Annotated in this window: 16 protein-coding genes; 8 read left to right on the top strand and 8 right to left on the bottom strand. The window is 75.2% G+C overall.

The features are described from left to right. Positions 1-184: 184 nt before the first annotated feature. Entirely contained in the window at positions 185-418 is a 234-nt protein-coding gene (locus LPA54_RS09975) for a DUF6480 family protein (protein WP_228975930.1), read from the bottom strand. A gap of 102 nt (positions 419-520) precedes the next feature. Here LPA54_RS09975 and LPA54_RS09970 point away from each other — a divergent pair, with 102 nt between their 5' ends. Beyond that, positions 521-2,125: an FAD-dependent oxidoreductase gene (locus LPA54_RS09970; protein WP_228975928.1), complete on the top strand. Its 1,605-nt coding sequence runs from the start codon at positions 521-523 to the stop codon at positions 2,123-2,125. 187 nt (positions 2,126-2,312) lie between these two features. Here LPA54_RS09970 and LPA54_RS09965 read toward each other — a convergent pair whose 3' ends face one another. From LPA54_RS09965 to LPA54_RS09945, 5 genes are all read right to left on the bottom strand, one after another. Continuing rightward, positions 2,313-2,519: a hypothetical protein gene (locus LPA54_RS09965; protein ID WP_228975926.1), complete on the bottom strand. Its 207-nt coding sequence runs from the start codon at positions 2,517-2,519 to the stop codon at positions 2,313-2,315. A gap of 103 nt (positions 2,520-2,622) precedes the next feature. After that, positions 2,623-3,321, bottom strand: a complete 699-nt coding sequence (locus tag LPA54_RS09960) for a hypothetical protein (RefSeq protein ID WP_228975924.1) — start codon at positions 3,319-3,321, stop codon at positions 2,623-2,625. Beyond that, positions 3,321-3,854 carry a SigE family RNA polymerase sigma factor gene (locus tag LPA54_RS09955; protein WP_228975922.1) on the bottom strand — a complete coding sequence of 178 codons (534 nt, stop codon included), beginning with the start codon at positions 3,852-3,854 and terminating at the stop codon, positions 3,321-3,323. The genes LPA54_RS09960 and LPA54_RS09955 overlap by 1 nt, the downstream gene beginning before the upstream one ends. 182 nt (positions 3,855-4,036) lie before the next feature. After that, positions 4,037-4,888, bottom strand: coding sequence for an SMP-30/gluconolactonase/LRE family protein (locus LPA54_RS09950; protein WP_228975920.1), 852 nt, complete (start codon positions 4,886-4,888; stop codon positions 4,037-4,039). Beyond that, positions 4,885-5,655, bottom strand: a complete 771-nt coding sequence (locus tag LPA54_RS09945; RefSeq protein WP_228975919.1) for an IclR family transcriptional regulator — start codon at positions 5,653-5,655, stop codon at positions 4,885-4,887. The genes LPA54_RS09950 and LPA54_RS09945 overlap by 4 nt, the downstream gene beginning before the upstream one ends. Positions 5,656-5,933: 278 nt before the next feature. On the opposite strand from LPA54_RS09945, the gene LPA54_RS09940 reads away from it, so the two are divergent. From LPA54_RS09940 to LPA54_RS09910, 7 genes are all read left to right on the top strand, one after another. Continuing rightward, positions 5,934-7,097, top strand: a complete 1,164-nt coding sequence (locus LPA54_RS09940) for a mandelate racemase/muconate lactonizing enzyme family protein (protein WP_228975918.1) — start codon at positions 5,934-5,936, stop codon at positions 7,095-7,097. Positions 7,098-7,228: 131 nt separating this feature from the next. Then, on the top strand, positions 7,229-8,197 hold the full coding sequence (locus LPA54_RS09935) for a zinc-binding dehydrogenase (RefSeq protein WP_228975999.1): 969 nt from the start codon (positions 7,229-7,231) through the stop codon (positions 8,195-8,197). Positions 8,198-8,451: 254 nt separating this feature from the next. Continuing rightward, on the top strand, positions 8,452-9,420 hold the full coding sequence (locus LPA54_RS09930) for a hypothetical protein (protein ID WP_228975917.1): 969 nt from the start codon (positions 8,452-8,454) through the stop codon (positions 9,418-9,420). Between the two features lie 3 nt (positions 9,421-9,423). Continuing rightward, positions 9,424-10,539, top strand: a complete 1,116-nt coding sequence (gene chvE / locus LPA54_RS09925; RefSeq protein WP_228975916.1) for a multiple monosaccharide ABC transporter substrate-binding protein — start codon at positions 9,424-9,426, stop codon at positions 10,537-10,539. Between the two features lie 38 nt (positions 10,540-10,577). Further along, entirely contained in the window at positions 10,578-12,113 is a 1,536-nt protein-coding gene (mmsA, locus tag LPA54_RS09920) for a multiple monosaccharide ABC transporter ATP-binding protein (protein WP_228975915.1), read from the top strand. 9 nt (positions 12,114-12,122) lie between these two features. Continuing rightward, positions 12,123-13,355: a multiple monosaccharide ABC transporter permease gene (mmsB, locus tag LPA54_RS09915; protein ID WP_228975913.1), complete on the top strand. Its 1,233-nt coding sequence runs from the start codon at positions 12,123-12,125 to the stop codon at positions 13,353-13,355. A gap of 98 nt (positions 13,356-13,453) precedes the next feature. Beyond that, positions 13,454-14,614 (top strand): aldose epimerase family protein, encoded by a 1,161-nt coding sequence (locus LPA54_RS09910; protein WP_228975911.1) that lies wholly within the window; start codon positions 13,454-13,456, stop codon positions 14,612-14,614. 167 nt (positions 14,615-14,781) lie between these two features. Here LPA54_RS09910 and LPA54_RS09905 read toward each other — a convergent pair whose 3' ends face one another. Further along, complete coding sequence (locus LPA54_RS09905; RefSeq protein ID WP_228975909.1) at positions 14,782-16,911, bottom strand: SpoIIE family protein phosphatase; 2,130 nt, start codon at positions 16,909-16,911, stop codon at positions 14,782-14,784. Positions 16,912-17,096: 185 nt separating this feature from the next. Further along, positions 17,097-19,958: a glycoside hydrolase family 3 C-terminal domain-containing protein gene (locus tag LPA54_RS09900; RefSeq protein WP_228975907.1), complete on the bottom strand. Its 2,862-nt coding sequence runs from the start codon at positions 19,956-19,958 to the stop codon at positions 17,097-17,099. Between the last annotated feature and the right edge of the window lie 162 nt (positions 19,959-20,120).

Here is a 20,120-nt window from a genome sequence, read left to right as displayed (position 1 = left end):
CGCCGCTGTCGCCCCCGTCGGTCCGCTCCGCCCTCCCCGGCCCGTCCAGTATGGCGCCCCGTCTGCGAAGTTCGTACGGAGCCGTACGGGTGTCGGGCCCCGGACCGCAGGACGCGGGGACCGGGGCGCACGACGCCGGACGGTACGGGGCGGGCCGGCCTGCGGGGCGGTCCGGGCCGCGCGGTCACATGGCGATGATGACCGCCATCACCGCGAAGAGCGCGGCGACCAGGACGACGATGACCAGGATCATGGCGAGCGGGGCCTTGGCCCAGCCCGTCGGCGGGTTGTAGGTCTCCCGGGGGCCCGCCCCCGGCGTGCTGCCCTCGGCCGGCGGGGTCTCGCCGGGCGGTACGCCGCCGCCGGCGTCCAGGCCGGTCGTGCGGTCGGGGTCGGGGTCGGGGTTGATGTGCGTCATGGGGTACGAGTGCGCAGCTCCGGGGGTTTCATGCGCGATCTCCGGGTACCTCGGATCTTCCGGGACCGCACGGCGGCCCGGTCGTCGACGAGGAGTGCGCTCATGGCCTACGACGCCCTTACCGGTTCGCTGTGGTTGGAGTACGCGCCGGGACCGCCGCGTCCGGCGCTCGACGGGGCCGTGGAGACCGAGGTCGCCGTCGTGGGCGGCGGCATCGCCGGCATCTGCACGGCGTGGGAGCTGGCCCGGGCGGGGCACTCGGTGGTCCTGCTGGAGGCCGACCGGATCGCCACCGGCGTGACCGGCCACACGACGGCGAAGCTGTCGGCCCTGCACGGCCAGGTGTACGCCGAGGTCAAGAAGGTGCACGGGGCGCGCGGCGCCCGCCTGTACGCGCACTCGCAGCAGCTCGCCGTGGAGCGGGTCGCCGAGGTCAGCGAGGAACTGGGCATCGACTGCGACCTGGAGCGGCTCCCCGCGTACACGTGGACGGAGGACCCCGCGCGGACCGGCGAGCTGCGGGCGGAGGCGGACGCCGCGCTGGAGGCGGGGCTGCCCGCCTCGTACGTGACGGAGACCTCGCTGCCGTTCCCGGTGGCCGGGGCGGTGCGTCTGGAGAGCCAGGCGCAGTTCCACCCGCGCAAGTACCTGCTGGGACTCGCGGCGCACATGGAGCGGCTCGGCGCGCGCATCTACGAGCGCACCCGGGTGACGCGGCTGAAGGAAGGCTCGCCGTGCGAGCTGACCACCGAGCGGGGGCACACGATCGTGGCCCAGTACGTCGTGGTCGCGACGCACTACCCGGTGTTCGACCGGTCGCTGCTCTTCACCCGCCTGGAGCCGAAGCGCGAGCTGGTGGTGGCCGGCCCCGTCCCGGCGGACCGGGACCCGGGCGGGGTGTTCCTGACCTCCGAGGGCGGTACGCGCTCGGTGCGGACGGCGCCCTCGGGGCGTGAGGGGTTCCGCACCCTGATCGTGACCGGCGAGCAGTTCACGCCGGGGACCACCGAGGAGGGCGAGGTCGGCGAACGGTACGCCCGGCTGGAGCGGTGGGCGCGGGAGCGGTTCGGCGAGGTGGACTTCACCCACCGGTGGGCCGCGCAGGACAACTCGACGACGGACCGGGTGCCCTACGTGGGCCGGCTGCACGCCGGGACGCGGCACGTCTTCGTGGCGACCGGGTTCGCCGGGTGGGGCATGAGCGGCGGCGTGATGGCGGGCTCGCTGCTGTCGGACCGCATCCGGGGCAGGGAACCGGCGTGGACGTCGCTGTACGACCCGGTGCGGCTGCACCCGACGCGGGACGTGCCGGCGATGCTGAAACTCCAGGCGCACGTGGCCAAGCACTTCGTCGGCGACCGGACGCCCGGCGCGTACGTCGACTCGGTGGACGAGGTGGGGCCGGGCCAGGGCGCGGTGGTGCGGGTCGGGGGCCGGCTGCTGGCGGTGCACCGGGACGAGGCGGGGGCGCTGCACGCGGTGTCGGCCCGCTGTACGCACCTGGGGTGCGTGGTGCACTTCAACGACGAGGAGACCGCCTGGGAGTGCCCGTGCCACGGGTCGCGGTTCGGCGTGGACGGGCGGGTCGTCGAGGGCCCGGCGACGCGCCCGCTGGAGCGGACACCCGTGGACGGCGGCGACCGCGACGGTGACGGCCGCGACGGTGACGGCGGCGGGCGGCAGGACGACGGGGGCGGCGGACGGTGACGCGGACGTCCCGGAGGAGCTGAGGGACGGGGCCCCGTCCGTGCGGGCGCGGGCCCGGCGGTGCGGGCGCGGGCCCGGCGGTGCGGGCGCGGGCCCGGCGGTGCGGGCGGGCGTGGTGGTGCGGGCGGGCGTGGTGGAGGGGCCGCGTCGCGGTGGTGCCGCGGCACGGCCCCCGGGGCGGTAGGGGTCAGGGGAGCAGTTCGTCGAGCGCGGCCTTGCCCTTCTCGGCGAGCCTGCGCTCGGCCCAGGCCATGTTCTTCGGGTTCACGTCGCGCCCGGAGGCGAGGACCAGGTCCTCGGCGGTGAACTCGCCTTCGGCGCCGCTGTGCAGGATGGCGTCCGGGGAGACGCCCCCCTGCCGGGGCCTGGAGGTCGTTTCGGGCTCTTCACTCATGCCGCCTCCTTGTTCGTCCGGCACTCGCCATTGTCGTCCCCGCCCCGGGCTCACGCATCCCCTCGCCGTCCGCGCGGCCGACGGGGGCGGCGGCCCGGCCGGGTCAGCGCGGGGTGCCGGCGGCCGCGGTGACGCCGCCGGTGACGGCGGCGCGCGCGCCGCCGGTGGAGGTGGCGGTGACCGTGTACCGGTCGCCGCGGGCGTCGCGGCCGCCCTCGGCGTGGTTGTACTGGGCGGCGAAGACGTGCTGCCCGGCGGGGACCCCCCGGCCGGGCCGCAGGGTCCACGTGAAGACCAGCGCGCCGGCCTCCTCGCGGGTGGAGACGGCGAAGTCGTCGGCGGGCAGGGTGCGCCAGTTGCCGGTGGGCGCCACCCCGCCGGTCCGGGCGACCCGCAGTTCCACGGTGAGCTCGCGCAGGGCCGTGGCGGTGCTGAAGGTGATGTTGGACTGGGCCCAGTAGCGGTTGCTGTGCGGGTCGACGACGGCCGCGCCCCGCAGGAAGCCGTCCGCGGCGCGCCCGGCGGGCGGGGAGACGGGGTCGTCGGGCGCCGGGACGGCGACCGGGGCGGGGGCCGGGTCCTCGTGCAGGACGGCCCGCGCGGTCAGCCCGCCGGCGGCGACCACCGCGGCGACGGCGGCGGTGGCCGCGGCGATCCTGGCCCACCGGGGGCCCGGCGGACGCCGGGGGGCGCGTACCGGGGGCTGGGCGGCCATGCCGCGCTCGACCCGGGCGAGCATGCGGGCGCGGTCGGGCCGGTGGGACCGCGCGGCCTCCTTCAGTGCGCGCTGGAGCTCGTCCACTACTTCCTTCCTCCGACCAGTTCCGAGGCGGCGGCCTCGTGGCCGAGCAGTTGTTCCAGCTGTGCCATGGCCTTCGACGTCTGGCTCTTCACCGTACCGACCGAGATGCCGAGGGTCAGCGCGGTCTCCCGCTCGGACAGGTCGAAGGCGTGCCGCAGGACCACGCAGGCCCGCTTGCGGAAGGGCAGCCGGCGCAGGGCGCTGCGCACGTCCAGGACGGCCGGGACGTCGGGGCCGTCGACGTGCTCCGCGCGCTGCGACCAGAACAGCGCGACGCGGCGGCGCTCGCGTACGGCGCTGCGGATGCGGCTGCGGGCGAGGTTGGCGACGACGCCCCGCGCGTAGGCCACGGGGTGCTGTGCGGCGCGGACCCGGTCCCAGCGGTGCCACAGGGCGAGCAGCGCGTCGGCGGCGAGGTCGTCGGCGGCGTCCGCCTCGCCGGTGAGCAGGTGGGCGAGGCGGGCGAGTTCGGCGTGGTGACGCTCGAAGAAGTCGTGGAACTCCGTGGCGGCGTCATCGGCGGTCGTGCCCACGGGCGCCCCCTCCCTGCGCTTCGTCGCGCGTGTCTTCGTCGCGATACCGCCACGGTGCCGCCGTCGGCGGCGGTGGCCGGTCGCCCGGTGGGTCGTCGGTCGGCGGTCGACCGGACCGCGGCGCGGATGGTCCGCACCGGAGTGATCACCGGGATGGCGGAGGATGCTAGCGCAGGCGACGGTCACCCGGCGAACGCGTGTGCCTTGCGCCCCTGTCCGGCGTCGGGGAGGACGAGCAGGGAACCGGAGAGCGGGTGCGGGTCGGTGAGGCCGGTGCGGGCGGTGGTGACGTACAGGTCGCGCAGGTGCGGGCCGCCGAACGCGCAGGCGGTGGGGCGCTGTACGGGCAGGGGCACGATCCGGTCCAGCCGTCCGTCGGGGGTGTAGCGGCGGACGGCCGCGCCGTCCCAGAGGGCGACCCAGACGCAGCCCTCGGCGTCGACGGTGAGCCCGTCGGGGAAGCCGGCGCCGGGCTCGACGGTGGCGAGGGGCCGCCGGTCGACGAGGCGCCCGCCGTCGACGCGCAGGACGTCGACGCGGCGGGTGGGGCTGTCGACGTAGTAGACGAGCCGGCCGTCGGGGCTCCAGTCGGTGCCGTTGCTGACGGTGACCCGGGGCAGGACGGTGGTGGTGGTGCCGTCGGGGGCGACGCGGGTGAGTGCGCCGCCGCCGTCCGCCTCGTCGTACCGCATGGTGCCGACCCACAGGGACCCGTCGGGGGCCACGGCGGCGTCGTTGCCGCGGCGGCCGGGGGCCGGCGCGTGGACGAGCCAGCGGAAGGTGCCGTCGGGGTCGTGGAGCCCCACGCCGTCGCGGAGGTTGACGACGAGTCCGCCGCCGGCGCGGGGTTTGGCCGCGCCTACGTGCTGGCCGGTGAGCAGCACGCCGCGGCGGCCGTCGGCCGGGCTGTGCGTGTGCACGCGGGAGTTGAGGACGTCGACCCAGACGAGCCGGCCGGTGGCCGGGTCCCACGTCGGCCCCTCGCCGAGGGCCGCGGTCTCCCGGACGGCCACCTCCGCGCGGGGCGCGCTCACCGGCCGCCCCGGTGGCCGAGGCTGGCGGAGAGGTCGGCCGCGCCCTTGGCGGCCAGCTCGGCCAGCTCGGCCTCGCGCTCCTCGCTCCAGCGGACCATGGGGACGGAGACGGAGAGGGCGGCGACGACCCGGCCGCCGCCGTCGCGGACCGGTGCGGCGACGCAGCTGACGTCCGGGTTGGACTCGCTGTGCTCGGTGGCGACGCCGCGTTCGCGGACGGCGGCGAGCTCGGTGCGCAGCCGGTCTGGGTCGGTGATGCTGTTCGGGGTCATCGCGACGAGTTCGCGCCCCTCCACGCGGGCGTCGAACTCCTCCGCGGGGAGCGAGGCGAGCAGCATCTTCCCGACCGAGGTGCAGTGGGCGGGGAGCCGGCGGCCGGCGGCGGAGACCATGCGCACGGCGTGCGTGGAGTCGACCTTGGCGATGTAGATGACGTCCAGGTCCTCCAGGACGGCGACGTGGACGGTCTCGTCGCAGGTCTCCGCGACCTGGCGGGCCACGCGCTGCCCCTCGGCGGCGAGGTCGAGCTGTTCGGCGTACCGGCTGCCGAGCTGGTAGGCGCGCACACCCAGCCGGTAGCGGCCGGGCCGGCCGGGGGCGGGGTCGAGGTAGGAGCGGGCGGCGAGGGTGGTGACGAGCTCGTGCACGGTGGTGCGGGGCAGGTCGAGCCTGCGGGTGATCTCGGGTGCGGAGAGCGTGCCGTCCCCGTCGAGGAAGAGCTCCAGTATGTCGAGCGCCCTGGTCACCGCGGGAACCAGACGTCCCATGACGCCACCCACCCCTTCGTTCGAAACCCCGGCCAGTGACCGGTATGACGAACACAGGCTAGCGGCGGCGCCGTTCGCGGACAATGGCCGGCCCGCGTCCTCGCCCCGCCCGACACTCCCCTACTCGGCCCCGCGCCGCCACCCGACCCAACGACGAGGTGAGCGCGGCCCATTGACACCCCGCACGGGGGCTGATTACGGTCACGCCACGATTTCGAACGCGTGACGAAATACCGAACAGACCTGACATCACCGAACGGACCATAGGGGCAACTACCGTGCGCATCACGGGAATCACCACTCATGTCGTCGGGACCCCCTGGCGCAATCTCACCTACGTGCTCGTCCACACCGACGAGGGGCTGACCGGCGTCGGCGAGACGCGCATGCTCGGCCACACGGACGCCCTGCTCGGCTACCTGCGCGAGGCGGAGGTCAACCACATCGCCGGCTCCGACCCCTTCGCGGTGGAGGACCTGGTCCGCCGGATGAAGTACGGCGACTACGGACGGGCCGGTGAGATCGTGATGTCCGGCATCGCGGTCGTGGAGATGGCGTGCTGGGACATCAAGGGCAAGGCGCTCGGCGTGCCGGTGTGGCAGCTGCTGGGCGGCAAGGTCACGGACCGCGTCAAGGCGTACGCGAACGGCTGGTACACCACCGAGCGCACCCCCGAGGCGTACCACAAGGCCGCCGGGGAGGTCGTGGCCCGCGGCTACCGGGCGCTGAAGATCGACCCGTTCGGCACCGGCCACCTCGAACTGGACGCCGAGCAGACCCGGTACGCGGTCTCGCTCATCGAGGCGGTGCGGGACGCGATCGGCCCCGACGCCGAGCTGATGGTGGAGATGCACGGGCGGTTCAGCCCGGCCACCGCCGTGCGGCTCGCCCGCGAGCTGGCGCCGTACCACCCGGCCTGGCTGGAGGAGCCCGTCCCACCGGAGAACCTCAAGGCGCTGGCGAAGTTCGCCGACAAGGTCGACGCGCCCGTGGCGACCGGGGAGCGGATCCACGACCGGATCGAGTTCCGGGAGCTGTTCGAGTCGCAGGCCGTCGACATCATCCAGCCCGACCTCGGGCACATCGGCGGCATCCTGGAGACCCGCAAGCTCGCGGCGACCGCCGAGACGCACTACATGCTGGTCGCGCCGCACAACGTCGGCGGCAGCGTCCTGACCGCGGCCTCGCTCCAGCTCGCCGCCTGCACCCCCAACTTCAAGATCCTGGAGCACTTCAACGACTTCGCCGACGCGGAGATCAAGAAGGTCGTCCGGGGCGCGCCGCAGGTCGACCCGGAGACGGGCTGCTTCGAGGTGTCGCACGCGCCGGGGCTGGGCGTCGAGCTGGACGTGGACGCGGCGGCCGAGTTCCCGCAGCAGCAGGCCCGCTTCGACCTGTGGGCCGAGGGCTGGGAGAAGCGCGCCCCCAAGGGCGGCAGGTGACCCCGGAGGGCCCCGCCCGCCGTGGCGGCCGCGCCGGCGGTGGTGGCTCCGCCCGCGGCGGGGACCGCGCCGGCGGCGGTGGCCCCGCCACCGGTCGGGCCGTCGTCGTCGACCGGCCGGGCGTCCACCGCCTGGTGCGGCGGGAGGTGCCCGCGCCCGGGTCCGGTGAGGTGCTGGTGCGCGTCGCCGCGGCCGGGATCTGCCTGAGCGACCGCGAGGTGCTCGACGGCCACCGCGCCGCCGAGTACGTCCGCTACCCGGTGACCCCCGGCCACGAGTGGGCCGGGACCGTGCTGGCCGTGGGCGGCGGGGTCGACCCGGCGCTGGTGGGCCGGCGCACGGTGGCCGAGGGCTTCCGGGCCTGCGGCGCCTGCGAGCGGTGCCGGTGCGGGGAGACGAACCTGTGCCTGGGCGGGTACGCCGAGACCGGGTTCACCGAGCCCGGCGCCTTCGCCGACCACCTGGTGGTGCCCGCGCGGCTGCTGCACCCGCTGCCCGACGACGCCGACCTGCGGGCCGCGGCGCTCCTGGAGCCGGCCGCGGTGGTCGCCGCGGCGGTACGGGCGGGGCGGCCGCGGCCCGCGGAGCGGATCGTGGTGGTCGGCGCGGGGACCCTCGGGCTGCTCGCCGTGCAGCTGCTGGCCGCGACGTCCCCCGCCGAACTCGCCGTGGTCGACCCCAGGGTGGCGCGCGCCGACGCGGCCCTGCGCTTCGGGGCCACGCGGTCGCTCGGGCCGGACGGCGCCGACGCGCTGCGCGGCCGGTACGACCTGGTGGTGGAGACGGCGGGCGCGCCCTCCACGGCGGCGTCGTCGTGCCTGCTGGCGCGGCGGGGCGGGCGGGTGGTGCTGACCGGGATGTTCACGGCCGGCGCGACCGGGATCGACCCGGTGCACCTGTCGGTGAGCCAGCTGGAGGTCCGCAGCGTCTTCGGCGCGTCCTCCGCGGCGTGGTCGGACGCGGTGCGCGCCTTCGCCCTCGGGCTGCTCGACCCGGCGCCGCTCGTGACGCACGAGTTCCCGCTGGAGCGGTTCGGGGAGGCGGTCGCGCTGGTGGGCGGCGGCGACCCCGCGACCGGGAAGGTGCTGCTGCGCCCCTGACGGGCACCCCGTTCGCGCGGCGGTACGGGCGGCGCCCGGCCCCCGTACCGCCGCGTACCCACCGATCCGGACGACGTCCGAGATCCCGAACACGACCGAACGGCCCGTCGGAACCGGCGGCGACGACCCGACGGCACCGACCCGACCGAAGCCACGTGCCCGAGCCGCCCGCCCCGAGCCGCCCGCCCGGAGCCACCCGCCCGAGGGCCCGGCCCACCGACCCGACCGAGAACGACCCGACCCCGAGGAGACCCGTGACTCCCCCGCCCGCCCCCCGCCGACCGGGCGCCGACGCGCTCGACCGCATCGGCCACCCCTCCCCCGGCCCCGACCCGGCCGACGCCTCCCCGCACGCCTTCCCCGACGGCGGGACGTGGCGCACCGAGATCCCCTCCGTGGAGGGGCCCGAGGCGCTCGCCGTGATCCTGAAGGAGAGCGCCCGCCTCGACGTCCCCGTCCACCGGGTCAGCCAGGGCAGCGGCGTGTGGATGCTGACCGACGCGGAGATCACCGACATGGTCGACTCCTGCGCCTCCCGCGACGTGGAACTGTGCCTGTTCACCGGCCCGCGCGGCACCTGGGACATCGGCGCGGGCACCCGCACCGACTCGGGCGGCGCGGGGCTGCGCGCCCGGGGCCACGACGCGCTGGCCGGCTGCGTCGAGGACGCGCTGCGGGCCACCGCGTTGGGCGTGCGCTGCCTGCTCGTCGCCGACGAGGGCGTGCTGTGGACGCTGCACCGGCTGCGTACCGCCGGGGCGCTCCCGGCCGACACCACGTTCAAGCTGTCCGCGCTCACCGGCCCCGTCAACCCGGCCTCGTACGCCGTGTACGAGCGGCTCGGCGCCGACTCCCTCAACGTGCCCTCCGACCTGACGCTCGACCACCTCACCGAGATCCGCCGGGTCAGCGGGGCGCCCATGGACATGTACGTGGAGGCGCCCGACGACCTCGGCGGCTACGTCCGCATGTACGAGGTGGCCGAGCTGATCCGGCGCGGCGCGCCCCTGTACCTCAAGTTCGGGCTGAGCCGCTCCCCGGGCATCTACCCCTACGGCGCCCAGCTGCGCGACACCGCGCTCGCCACCGCGCGGGAGCGGGTGCGGCGCGGCCGCCTCGCCCTCGACCTGCTGGCCCGGCACGGCGCGGACGGCGGCATGTCGCCGCTGGGCGCCCGGCTGCCGGGCGAACTCCGGCGTTTCCCCGTCCCGGAAGGTGACTGACCCATGCCCACCCGCACAGCCCGCCTCGCGGGCGCCGCCCTCGCGGCGGCCCTGCTCACCGTCTCCCTCACCGCGTGCGGCCAGGAGGCCCGGGGAGGCAGCCGCTACAAGCCGCCGGCCGGCGGGGGCGGCACCATCGGACTGGCCATGCCGACCAAGGCGTCGGAGCGGTGGATCGCCGACGGCGAGAACATGGCGGAGCAGTTCCGCAAGGCCGGCTACGCCACCGACCTGCAGTACGGCGACGACAAGGTCGAGAACCAGATCGCCCAGATCGAGAACATGATCACCAAGGGGCGCACGCTGCTGGTGGTCGCCGCGATCGACGGGTCGGCGCTCACCGAGGTGCTGCGGCGGGCCGAGGACGCGGGCATCCCGGTGATCGCCTACGACCGCCTCATCATGGGCACCGAACACGTCGACTACTACGCCTCGTTCGACAACGAGCGCGTCGGCGAGCTGGAGGCGCGGTACATCGTCGACAAGCTCCGCCTCGGCCCGCCGGGCTCCGGCGGGAAGGCGTACAACATCGAGCTCTTCGCGGGCTCCCCCGACGACAACAACACCCGGTACTTCTGGAACGGCGCCATGAAGGTCCTCCAGCCGTACCTGGCGAGCGGCCGGCTCGTCGTGCGCAGCGGGCAGACCCGCATGAACCAGGCGACCACCCTGCGCTGGGACGGCGGCACGGCGCAGAAGCGCATGGACGACCTGATCAGCAAGAACTACGGCGCGGAGCGGATCGACGCGGTCCTCTCCCCCTACGACGGCATCTCGATCGGCGTCATCTCGGCGCTCAAGAGCGCCGGGTACGGCACGAAGAGCCGGCCGCTGCCGGTCGTCACCGGGCAGGACGCGGAGCTGGCGTCCGTGAAGTCGATCATCCGGGGCGAGCAGACGCAGACCGTCTTCAAGGACACGCGCAAGCTCGCCGCGCAGGCCGTGCGGATGGGCGACGCCGTGCTCAACGGGAAGAAGCCCGAGGTCAACAACGTCAAGGACTACGACAACGGCAAGAAGGTCGTGCCGTCGTTCCTGCTGGACCCCGTCAGCATCGACAAGTCCAACACCCGCCTCCTCGTCGACGAGGGCTACTTCACCGCCGGGCAGCTGAGGTGAGGCCGGGGACGGACGGGACGGCGCCGCCCGTACTGGAGATGCGCGGGATCACCAAGACCTTCCCCGGCGTCAAGGCGCTCGCCGGGGTGGACCTCACAGTGCGGGCCGGGGAGGTCCACGCGATCTGCGGCGAGAACGGCGCGGGCAAGTCGACGCTGATGAAGGTGGTCAGCGGCGTCCACCCGCACGGCTCGTACGAGGGCGAGATCCGCTTCGAGGGAGCGCCGGTGGCCTTCCGCGACATCCGCGCCAGCGAGCGGCACGGCATCGTGATCATCCACCAGGAGCTGGCGCTCGTCCCCTACCTGTCGATCGCCGAGAACATCTTCCTCGGCAACGAGCAGGCCACGCGCGGCGTGATCGACTGGAACGGGACGTTGCGCCGGGCGGGCGCGCTGCTGGAGCGGGTGGGGCTGCGGGAGAAGCCGCAGACGCCCGTCGCCGAGATCGGCGTGGGCAAGCAGCAGCTGGTGGAGATCGCCAAGGCGCTGGCCAAGGAGGTGAAGCTGCTCGTCCTCGACGAGCCGACGGCCGCGCTCAACGACGAGGACAGCGCGAAGCTCCTCGACCTGGTGCTGGGACTGCGCGACCAGGGCATCGCCTGCATCATCATCTCGCACAAGCTGAACGAGGTCCGCCGCGTCGCCGACACGGTGACGATCCTGCGCGACGGGCGCACCATCGAGACCCTGCCGGTGCGCGGGACGCCCGACGGCGGGCCCGGGCTCTCGGAGGACCGGATCATCCGGGGCATGGTCGGCCGAGACCTCGACCAGCGCTTCCCCGACCGCACGCCCTGCGCGGCCGAGGACGCGGGCCGGGTCGCGCTGGCCGTGCGCGGCTGGACGGTCCGCCACCCGGTGGACCCCGAGCGGACGGTCGTCGACGACGTGTCGCTGACCGTGCGGCGCGGGGAGATCGTCGGGATGGCGGGGCTGATGGGCGCGGGCCGCACGGAGCTCGCGATGTCCCTCTTCGGGCGCTCCTACGGCCGGTACGTGGCCGGGACGGTGGAGGTGGGCGGGCGCGAGGTGGTGGCGAGGAACGTGCCCGCCGCGATCGGGGCGGGCCTGGCGTACGTCACCGAGGACCGCAAGCAGTACGGCCTGAACCTGATCGACACCGTCAACCGGAACATCTCCCTCGCGTCGCTGCCCGGGATGCGGCGGCGCGGCGTCGTCGACGAGCACCACGAGCGCCGGGTCGCCGAGCGGTACCGCACCTCCATGAACATCAAGGCGCCGACCGTCTTCGAACAGGTGGGCCGGCTGTCCGGCGGCAACCAGCAGAAGGTCGTCCTCAGCAGGTGGATCCACGCCGACCCCGAGGTGCTGATCCTCGACGAGCCGACGCGCGGGATCGACGTCGGCGCCAAGTACGAGATCTACACCGTCATCGACCGGCTGGCCGCGCAGGGCAAGGCGGTGCTCCTCATCTCCTCCGAGCTGCCGGAGCTGCTCGGCATGTGCGACCGGATCTACACGATGGCCGAGGGCCGGCTGACCGGAGAGGTCGACCGTGCCGACGCCACCCAGGAAGTCCTGATGCGTCAGATGACCATGAACAGAAGCTGAGGCCCCGCCATGACCACCACGACCACCCCACCGAAGGACGCGGCGCCCGGCGCGGCGGCCCGCCGGCCGTCGACACGCGAGGTCCTCCTGCGCGGGTTGCGCGGCAACATGCGCCAGTACGGCATGCTCATCGCCCTGGCCTCCATCGTCCTGCTGTTCCAGATCTGGACCGACGGCACGCTGCTGCTGCCGAACAACGTCTCCAACCTGGTCCAGCAGAACAGCTACATCCTCATCCTCGCCATGGGCATGATGATCGTCATCATCTCCGGGCACATCGACCTCTCCGTCGGCTCGCTCGTCGCCTTCGTCGGCGCCATGTCGGCCGTGATGATGGTCAAGCACGACATCCCCTGGGTGCCCGCGCTGCTCCTCGCACTGCTCATCGGCGCGGTCGCGGGGGCCTGGCAGGGGTACTTCATCGCCTACCTCGGCATCCCCTCCTTCATCGTGACGCTCGCGGGCATGCTGCTCTTCCGCGGCCTGACCCAGATCGTGCTGGAGGGCCAGTCGATCGCGCCCTTCCCCGAGGGCTTCCAGAACCTCGCCAAGGGGTTCCTCCCGGAGATGGGCCCGTACACCCAGTACCACAACCCGACGCTCCTGCTGGGCCTGGCGGCCGTCGTCGTCCTGCTGCTGCGGGAGTGGCGGGACCGCCGCCGCCAGCTCGCCTACGCGCTCGACGTGCCGCCGGCCGGCGTGTGGGTGCTCAAGTGCGTGGCGATCACCGCGGCCGTGGTGGCGTTCACCCTCACGCTGGCGTCCTTCCACGGCGTGCCCGTGGTGATGCTCGTCATGTGCGCGCTGCTCATCGGCCTCGGCTTCGTGATGCGCAACGCGGTCGTCGGCCGCCACGTGTACGCCCTCGGCGGCAACAAGGCCGCCGCCACGCTGTCGGGCGTCAAGGACAAGCGGGTCACCTTCCTCGTCTTCGTCAACATGGGCGTGCTGGCCGCCCTCGCGGGCTGCGTGTACGCGGCCCGGCTCAACGCCGGCACACCGCAGGCGGGCCTCAACTTCGAACTGGAGGCCATCGCGGCGGCGTTCATCGGCGGCGCCTCCATGAGCGGCGGCGTCGGCACCGTGATGGGCGCGGTCATCGGCGGGCTCGTCCTCGGCGTGCTCAACAACGGCATGTCGCTGGTCGGCATCGGCACGGACTACCAGCAGGTCATCAAGGGCCTGGTGCTGCTGGCCGCCGTCGGCTTCGACGTGTGGAACAAGCGCAAGGCCGGCACGTGACCCCCGGCCCCCACCACTCCGCCCTCACCCCACTCCCCCTTCACCGTCCTCATTCCTCTTCACCGTCCTCTTCTTCCTCTGCCTCGTCTGGAGCCGTGATGGACACGAACAGGCGCACCCTGCTGGCGGCGGCCGCCGCCGGTCTCACCGCGGTCGCCGCCCCCGGCACCGCCCACGCCCGCGCGGACGCCGGCGGGGGCCGACGGCCCGTGCGGGAGGTCTTCGGCACGCTCGCCGACGGCACGGTCGTCCACCGCTGGACGCTGGCGAACGGCGGCACCCGCATGCGGGTGCTCTCGTACGGCGGCATCGTCCAGTCGCTGGAACTGCCCGACCGCCGCGGCCGGTACGCCAACGTCTCCCTGGGTTTCGACCGCCTGGAGGACTACGCCGCCGCCAGCCCCTACTTCGGGGCGCTCATCGGGCGCTACGGCAACCGCGTCGCCGGCGGCCGCTTCACGCTCGACGGCCGCGAGTACCGGCTGTCCGTGAACGACGGGCCGAACAGCCTGCACGGCGGCGAGGCCGGATTCGACAAGCGGGTGTGGGACGTGACGCCGTTCAGCGGCCCGGGCGGTGTCGGCCTGGTACTGCGGTACGTGAGCGCGGACGGCGAGATGGGCTACCCGGGCCGGCTCGACACCGCCGTCACCTACACCCTGACCGGCGACGGCGACTGGCGGATCGACTACACGGCCACCACCGACCGGCCGACCGTCGTCAACCTGACCAGCCACACCTACTTCAACCTGGCCGGTGAGGGCAGCGGGGACGTCCTCGGCCACGAACTGCGGCTCGCCGCGTCCCGCTACACGCCGACCGACGCGACGCTCATCCCCACCGGGGAGCTGGCACCGGTGGCGGGCACGCCGTTCGACTTCCGCCGTGCCCAGCCGATCGGCCGGCGGATCCGCGAGGCGCACCCGCAGCTGGTGACCGCCCAGGGGTACGACCACAACTGGGTCCTGGACAAGGGCGCCACCCGCACCCCCGGGTACGCGGCGACCCTGCGCGACCCGGTGTCCGGGCGGACCATGCGGATCTCCACGACGGAGCCGGGGACGCAGTTCTACTCCGGCAACTTCCTGGACGGGACGCTCGCCGGGCCCTCGGGGCGCACCTACCGGCAGGGCGACGGGCTGTGCCTGGAGACCCAGCACTTCCCGGACTCGCCGAACAGGCCGCACTTCCCCACGACGGTGCTCCGCCCGGGTCGGACGTACCGCTCGACGACGGTGCACGCCTTCTCGGCCCGGTGAGACCCGGGCGGCCGGTGACGGGTGCCGTCGGGCGGTGCCCGTCGGCCGGCGACGGCGGCGGGCCGGCGCCCGGGTGGTGAGGGGGCCTGCGGGCCGACCGCCCGGCCGCCCGGCCCCCCGACCGCCCGGCCGCCCGGCGCACGGACCACCGGGCCGGCGACGCGCCGTCACGGGTGCGTGCGCAGCAGGACCAGGGCCATGTCGTCGTTGCGCGGCGCGGTCCTGCAGGCGTGCTCGACCACCGCGTCGGCGAGGGCGTCGAGGTCCGCGGGGTCACCGCGGGCGATCCGGGCGGCGAGGTCCGCGATCGTCGTGTCGAGGTGCACGCCGGGCACCTCGACCAGCCCGTCGGTGAACAGGGCGAGCAGGGCGCCGGGCGGCAGCGGGACCTCCGTCTCCGGGTACTCGGCGGTCGCCTCGATGCCCAGGAGCAGCCCGGGCGGGACGTCCAGGCTCGCGGTGCGGCCGTCCGGGTGGCGGCACAGGGGCGGCGGGTGGCCCGCGGTGGCGAGGACGGCGCGGTGCCGCGCGAGGTCCAGGTGGGCGTAGAGGCAGCTGGTGAAGAGGCCGGGGTCCAGGTCGAGCAGGAGCCGGTTCGTACGGGCCAGCACCTCGCCGGGCGGCGCCCCGGCGGTGGCGTGGACGGCGGTGCGGACCTGGCCCATGAGGGCGGCGGCGTCGACGTTGTGGCCCTGGACGTCCCCGATGGTCACCGCGCAGGCGGTGTCGCCGAGCCGGATGACGTCGTAGAAGTCGCCGCCCACGTCCATGCCGACGGCGGCGGGCAGGTAGCGGGCGGCCACGTCCAGGCCGGGTACCCGCGGCAGGCCGTGCGGCAGCAGCCCGGCCTGGAGGCTGTGCACCAGCTCGTGCTTGGCGTCGTACAGCCGAGCCCGGTCCAGGGCCTGCGCGATCAGGCCCGCGAGGGAGCTGAGGACGGCCCGCTCCGGTGAGTGGAACCCGCGCGGCCGGTCGAAGCCGAGCACGAGGGAGCCCACGGGGCGGCCGGAGGCGATGAGCGGGACGAAGGCCCAGGCCCCCTCGGGGGTGCGGTCGCCCGCCGACGGGTAGGCGGCGCGCAGTTCCCGCGCGCTCTGGAAGAACAGCGGCGAGCCGCCGGTGAAGGCCCGGACCTCGGGGGTGCCGGCGCCCACGGGGACGGAGTACAGCCGCTCGGCGAGTTCCGGGTCGCAGCCGCTGTGGCCGACCAGCCTCAGCCGCCCGTCCCTCGCGAGGAGCAGGGCGAGCGCCTGCGCCCCCAGGGCGGGGGTCATCTGCTCGGCGGTCCGCTCGGCGACGTCCCGTACGCCGACGGCCTCGGTGAACATCGCCGCCAGGTGCATCAGGTGGTAGAGGGTGCCCGCCCGGCCCGGTGTGGCGGGCGGGGCGGGACGCCGCCCGGCGCTCTCCCCGGCCGACCGGGGCCGGGTCCCTCCCTCCGGGAGGTCGGGCAGCGGGATGACGCGGACGCTGATGCCGGAGGCGTCCGGGTGGAGGCGGAAGCGGAGCCGGTGGCCGGGCGGGCGCACGGCGGTGAACGCGGTGGTCTCCCGGCTGATGAGGGCCGCCCGGTAGCGGTCCTCGACGGCGGGGGCGTCCAGCCACGGCAGCGCCTCCCAGGGCAGGGCGCCGAGGAGGCGCTCCGCGGGCAGCCCGAGCAGCTCGGCGGCGGCGCGGGTGACGAAGGTGACGCGGCCGTCGAGGTCGAGGGCGCAGCTGCCGCCGGGCAGCCGGTCGGCGAAGGCGAGCGCGGCGGCGGCCTGCGCGGCCCCCGGGGCGGCGGGGTCCGCGGGGTGGGCGAGGAACGGGTGCGGGCCCGGGAGGAGCGGGTCGCCGGTGCCGGCGGCTGTCCGCACGACGTCCGCCATGCGTTCGGCGCCGGCGCGCAGCGCCTCGGTCTCCCGCGGTGACAGGGTCGGCGGGTGGCCGGCCGGCCACAGCACGACCAGCCCGCCCCACGTGGTGCCGTCCGCGGCGAGGGGCAGGGCGGCGAGGGAGAAGCGGTACGGCAGGACCAGCCCGGGCCGGGGGTAGCGGCGGGCCATCTCCTCCTGGTCGGCCAGCCACACCAGCCTGCCGTCGGCCACCGCGTCGGCGACGGGGACGGGGTCGCCGAGCGCCACCCGGGTCCAGGGGGCGGCGATGTCGAGCGGGGCGCCGCTGAGGACGGCGAGGCGCAGGGCCCGCGCCCCCGCCGGCAGGAGGTACACCATGCCGACGGAGGCGCCGGTCCGTTCCAGGGCGGCCGTCAGGGCCGCGCCCAGCTCCCGCGTCTCCGGCCGTACGCTCCGCTCCACGCTCCCAGCCTGCCGTGCCCGGCGGAGGGCCGCAGTGCGGCGGCGCGCTCGGGCCGCGCGCTCGCCGGCGGCGCGGGTCGGACGCGGGGCGCGGCGGACACCGGGCGGGCCGGACGCCGGGCGGGCGGGGCAGGGGGGAGCGCCGGCGGGGCGGACACCGGGCACCGGCGGCGTCCGGCGGGCGGTCAGGCGTCCGCGGGGGTGAAGCGCAGCTCCGCGAGGCGCACGGTCCCCGTGAGGGTGACGCGCAGGTCCCGCACACCCCGCAGCTCCCGCTCGCCCCCCGCCGCGACCGGCAGGCGGAGGGTGGCGTAGGCGTACGGCCCACCCGGCAGGGCCACCTCCAGGGGCAGCGGATCGGAGCCGTCCCCGGCCCGGAGGGCGACCGTTCCGGTGCCGGAGACCTCGACGGTGACCCCGTCGACGCCCGTGCCGAGGTCGCAGGCGCGGAAGAGGAGTTCGCCGGGCTCCGCGCCGGCGGGGGTGACGCAGTCGCCGGACGTGCGGCTGCGGTCGGCGATGACCGTGCCGCGCTGCTCGTCGTAGTCGGCGGCGGCGAGGCCGCGGGTGAGGACGGGGCGGGGCGCGGGCGGCGGTCCGTCCAGGCGCACCACGGTGTCGAGGCGGATGTCGGCGCTGGACGCCCCGGCCTCGAAGGCGTACCGACCCGCCGGCACGGTCCAGCGGCCGTGGGCGACGTCCCAGCAGCCCAGTGCGGTGACGGGCACGTCGAGCGTGAGACGGCGCGCCTCCCCGGGGGCGAGGTGGAGGCGGCGGTGGGCGGCGAGTTCGCGGTGCGGGCGGGGGACGGCCGGGGCGAGTGCGCGGACGTACACCTGGGCGACCTCGTCCGAGGCGGCCGGGCCGGTGTTGGTGACGGTGAAGGCCACGCGGAAGGCGTCGCCGCGCCGCTCGACCGCGAGGTCGGCGTAGGCGAAGGACGTGTACGACAGGCCGTGGCCGAAGGGGTGGAGGGGGCGGCCGTCGAAGTAGAGGTAGGTCTGGCGGCCGCCGATGACGTCGTAGTCCAGCAGGTCCGGCAGGTCGTCGTCGGAGGCGTACCACGTCTGGGGCAGCCGGCCGGCCGGGGAGACGTCGCCGGCGAGCACGCGGGCGAGCGCGGTGCCCGCGGCCTGGCCGCCGTGGGCCGTCCACAGCAGGGCGGGCAGTTCGGCGGCGTCGGGGACGGCGTAGGGGTAGGACGAGGTGAGGACCAGGACGGTCCGCGGGTTGGCGGCGTGGGCGGCGCGCCACAGCCGGTCCTGGTCCGGGGGCAGGGCGAGGGTGGTGCGGTCCTCGGTCTCGCGGCCGTTGATGTGGGGGTCGTTGCCCGCGACGACGATGACGACGTCCGCGTCCGCCGCCGCGGCGGCGACCTCGTCGGCGCCGCGGCGGACCGTCTCGACGGTGAACGGGGTCGGGGGTTCCTCGTCCGCGGCAACCTTCACGCCGTCGGCGGCGACATGGACGTGACCACCGGTCCCGATGTGCCGAAGGAGGTGGCCGTCACCGTGCGGTTCGAGCCGGAAGGTCTCCTGGACGACCCAGCCGCCCGGCTGGTCGGCGGAGGCCCGCACCCACCGGTCGTCGGCGACGGAGAGGTGCCGCCCGTCGGGGGCGCGCAGGGTGAGGACGCCGTCGCCCCAGTCGGTGAGGGCGAACTCGCTGCCCCGCTCGTCGGCGGTGAGCGGCGGCAGGTCGGTGCGCCCGGCGAGGAGGGCCGGGTCCAGCGCGCCCCGCTCGGCGGGGTCGGGCCCCTCGCCGCCGCCCTCGGGCACGCGCAGGAGGCCGGCGGCGCAGCGCAGCCGGACGGTGTCGGCGCCCTCGGCGTGGGTGACGCGGTCGGCGCCGAAGCGGTCGCGCAGCCCGTCGAGGGGGGTGGAGCGGTGGATCAGGGTGCCGCTGTACCAGTCGAGCTTGCAGGCGTCGGCGAGGGGGCCGACGACGGCGACCCGGGGGCGGGCGGCCGGGTCGAGGGGCAGGACGCCGTCGTTGGCGAGGAGGACGACGGCCTGCTCGGCGGCCTCCTGTGCCAGGGCCCGGTGCTCGGGGGTGTCGAAGGCGCCGGTGCCGGCGTACGGGTCGAGGTCGGGGTCGAACTCGCCGAGCGCGAAGCGCACGTGGAGCAGCCGGCGTACGGCGGTGTCGACGTCGGACGGGTCGACGAGACCGCGGTCGAGGGCTCCGCGCACCCGGGCCGCGGTGGGTCCGCCGTCGGTGCCGTGGTCGGTGAAGCTGTCGACGCCGGCGCGCAGGGCGGCGGCGACGGCCTCCTCGTGGGTGTCGAGGTAGTGCTCGGTGTCGACGAGGTTGCTGGGCGCGCCGGCGTCGGAGCAGACCAGCAGCTCCCGGTCGGTCCAGGTGCGCAGGTGCTCGGCGAGGTACGGCGAGAGGTGGTTGGGGCGGCCGTTGACGAGGTTGTAGGCGGGCATGACGCCGGCGACGGCGCCCGCCTCGACGGCGGGGCGGAAGGCCCGCAGGTCGTACTCGTGCAGCACCCGCGGGCGCACGGAGGACGAGGTGGTGTCGCGGCGGGTCTCGTTGTTGTGAGCGAGCCAGTGCTTGAGGACGGGGGCGGTCCGCCAGTAGACGGGGTGGTCGCCGCGCAGGCCGCGGGTGTAGGCGGTGGCGAGGGCGGAGGTGAGCGTCGGGTCCTCGGAGTAGCCCTCCTCGCCGCGGCCCCACAGGGGGTTGCGGAGCAGGTTGACGGTGGGGGCCCAGACGTTGAGCCCGACCCGGTCGTCGCGGGCGCGCATGGCGCGCGCCTCGGTGGAGACGGCCTCGCCGACGCGGCGGAGCAGTTCCTCGTTCCACGTGGCGCCGAGGCCGACGGCCTGGGGGAAGACGGTGGCGGGGCCCATCCAGGCCACGCCGTGCAGGGCCTCCTGGCCGGTGCGGAAGGCGGCGACGCCCAGGCGGTCCACGGCGGGCGCGAACTGGTGGAGCACGGCGATCCGCTCGTCGGGCGTGAGGCGCCCGAGCAGGTCGTCGACGCGCTTGCCGAACGGCAGCTGCGGGTCGCGGAAGGGCAGCCGGTCTGCGGTCACGTGGGGTTCCCCTTGTGGGTGTCCAGGAGCAGTCTTTCGAAGCGCTTCGATGCTGAGTGCCGCGATGCGCGGGTGTCAAGACACACCCCGGCAACATCTCGATGGAGTCCGGGAGCCACGGGGAGCGGCGGGGTGCGCCGGGTCCGAGGAATCTTGCCGACC

Origin of the sequence: Streptomyces sp. DH12, assembly GCF_020873895.1 — a bacterium.
In the GTDB taxonomy this organism is placed as follows: Bacteria; Actinomycetota; Actinomycetes; order Streptomycetales; family Streptomycetaceae; genus Streptomyces.
The sequence above is the reverse complement of the archived record's forward strand: the minus strand, read 5'-3'. Positions and strand labels throughout refer to the sequence as shown.

Bases quoted from the DNA above. Each gene is read 5' to 3' on its own strand.
- LPA54_RS09975 (WP_228975930.1), bottom strand. From the start codon at position 418: ATGACGCACATCAACCCCGACCCCGACCCCGACCGCACGACCGGCCTG.
- LPA54_RS09970 (WP_228975928.1), top strand. From the start codon at position 521: ATGGCCTACGACGCCCTTACCGGTTCGCTGTGGTTGGAGTACGCGCCG.
- LPA54_RS09965 (WP_228975926.1), bottom strand. From the start codon at position 2,519: ATGAGTGAAGAGCCCGAAACGACCTCCAGGCCCCGGCAGGGGGGCGTC.
- LPA54_RS09945 (WP_228975919.1), bottom strand. From the start codon at position 5,655: ATGGGACGTCTGGTTCCCGCGGTGACCAGGGCGCTCGACATACTGGAG.
- chvE (WP_228975916.1), top strand. From the start codon at position 9,424: ATGCCCACCCGCACAGCCCGCCTCGCGGGCGCCGCCCTCGCGGCGGCC.
- mmsA (WP_228975915.1), top strand. From the start codon at position 10,578: ATGCGCGGGATCACCAAGACCTTCCCCGGCGTCAAGGCGCTCGCCGGG.
- mmsB (WP_228975913.1), top strand. From the start codon at position 12,123: ATGACCACCACGACCACCCCACCGAAGGACGCGGCGCCCGGCGCGGCG.
- LPA54_RS09910 (WP_228975911.1), top strand. From the start codon at position 13,454: ATGGACACGAACAGGCGCACCCTGCTGGCGGCGGCCGCCGCCGGTCTC.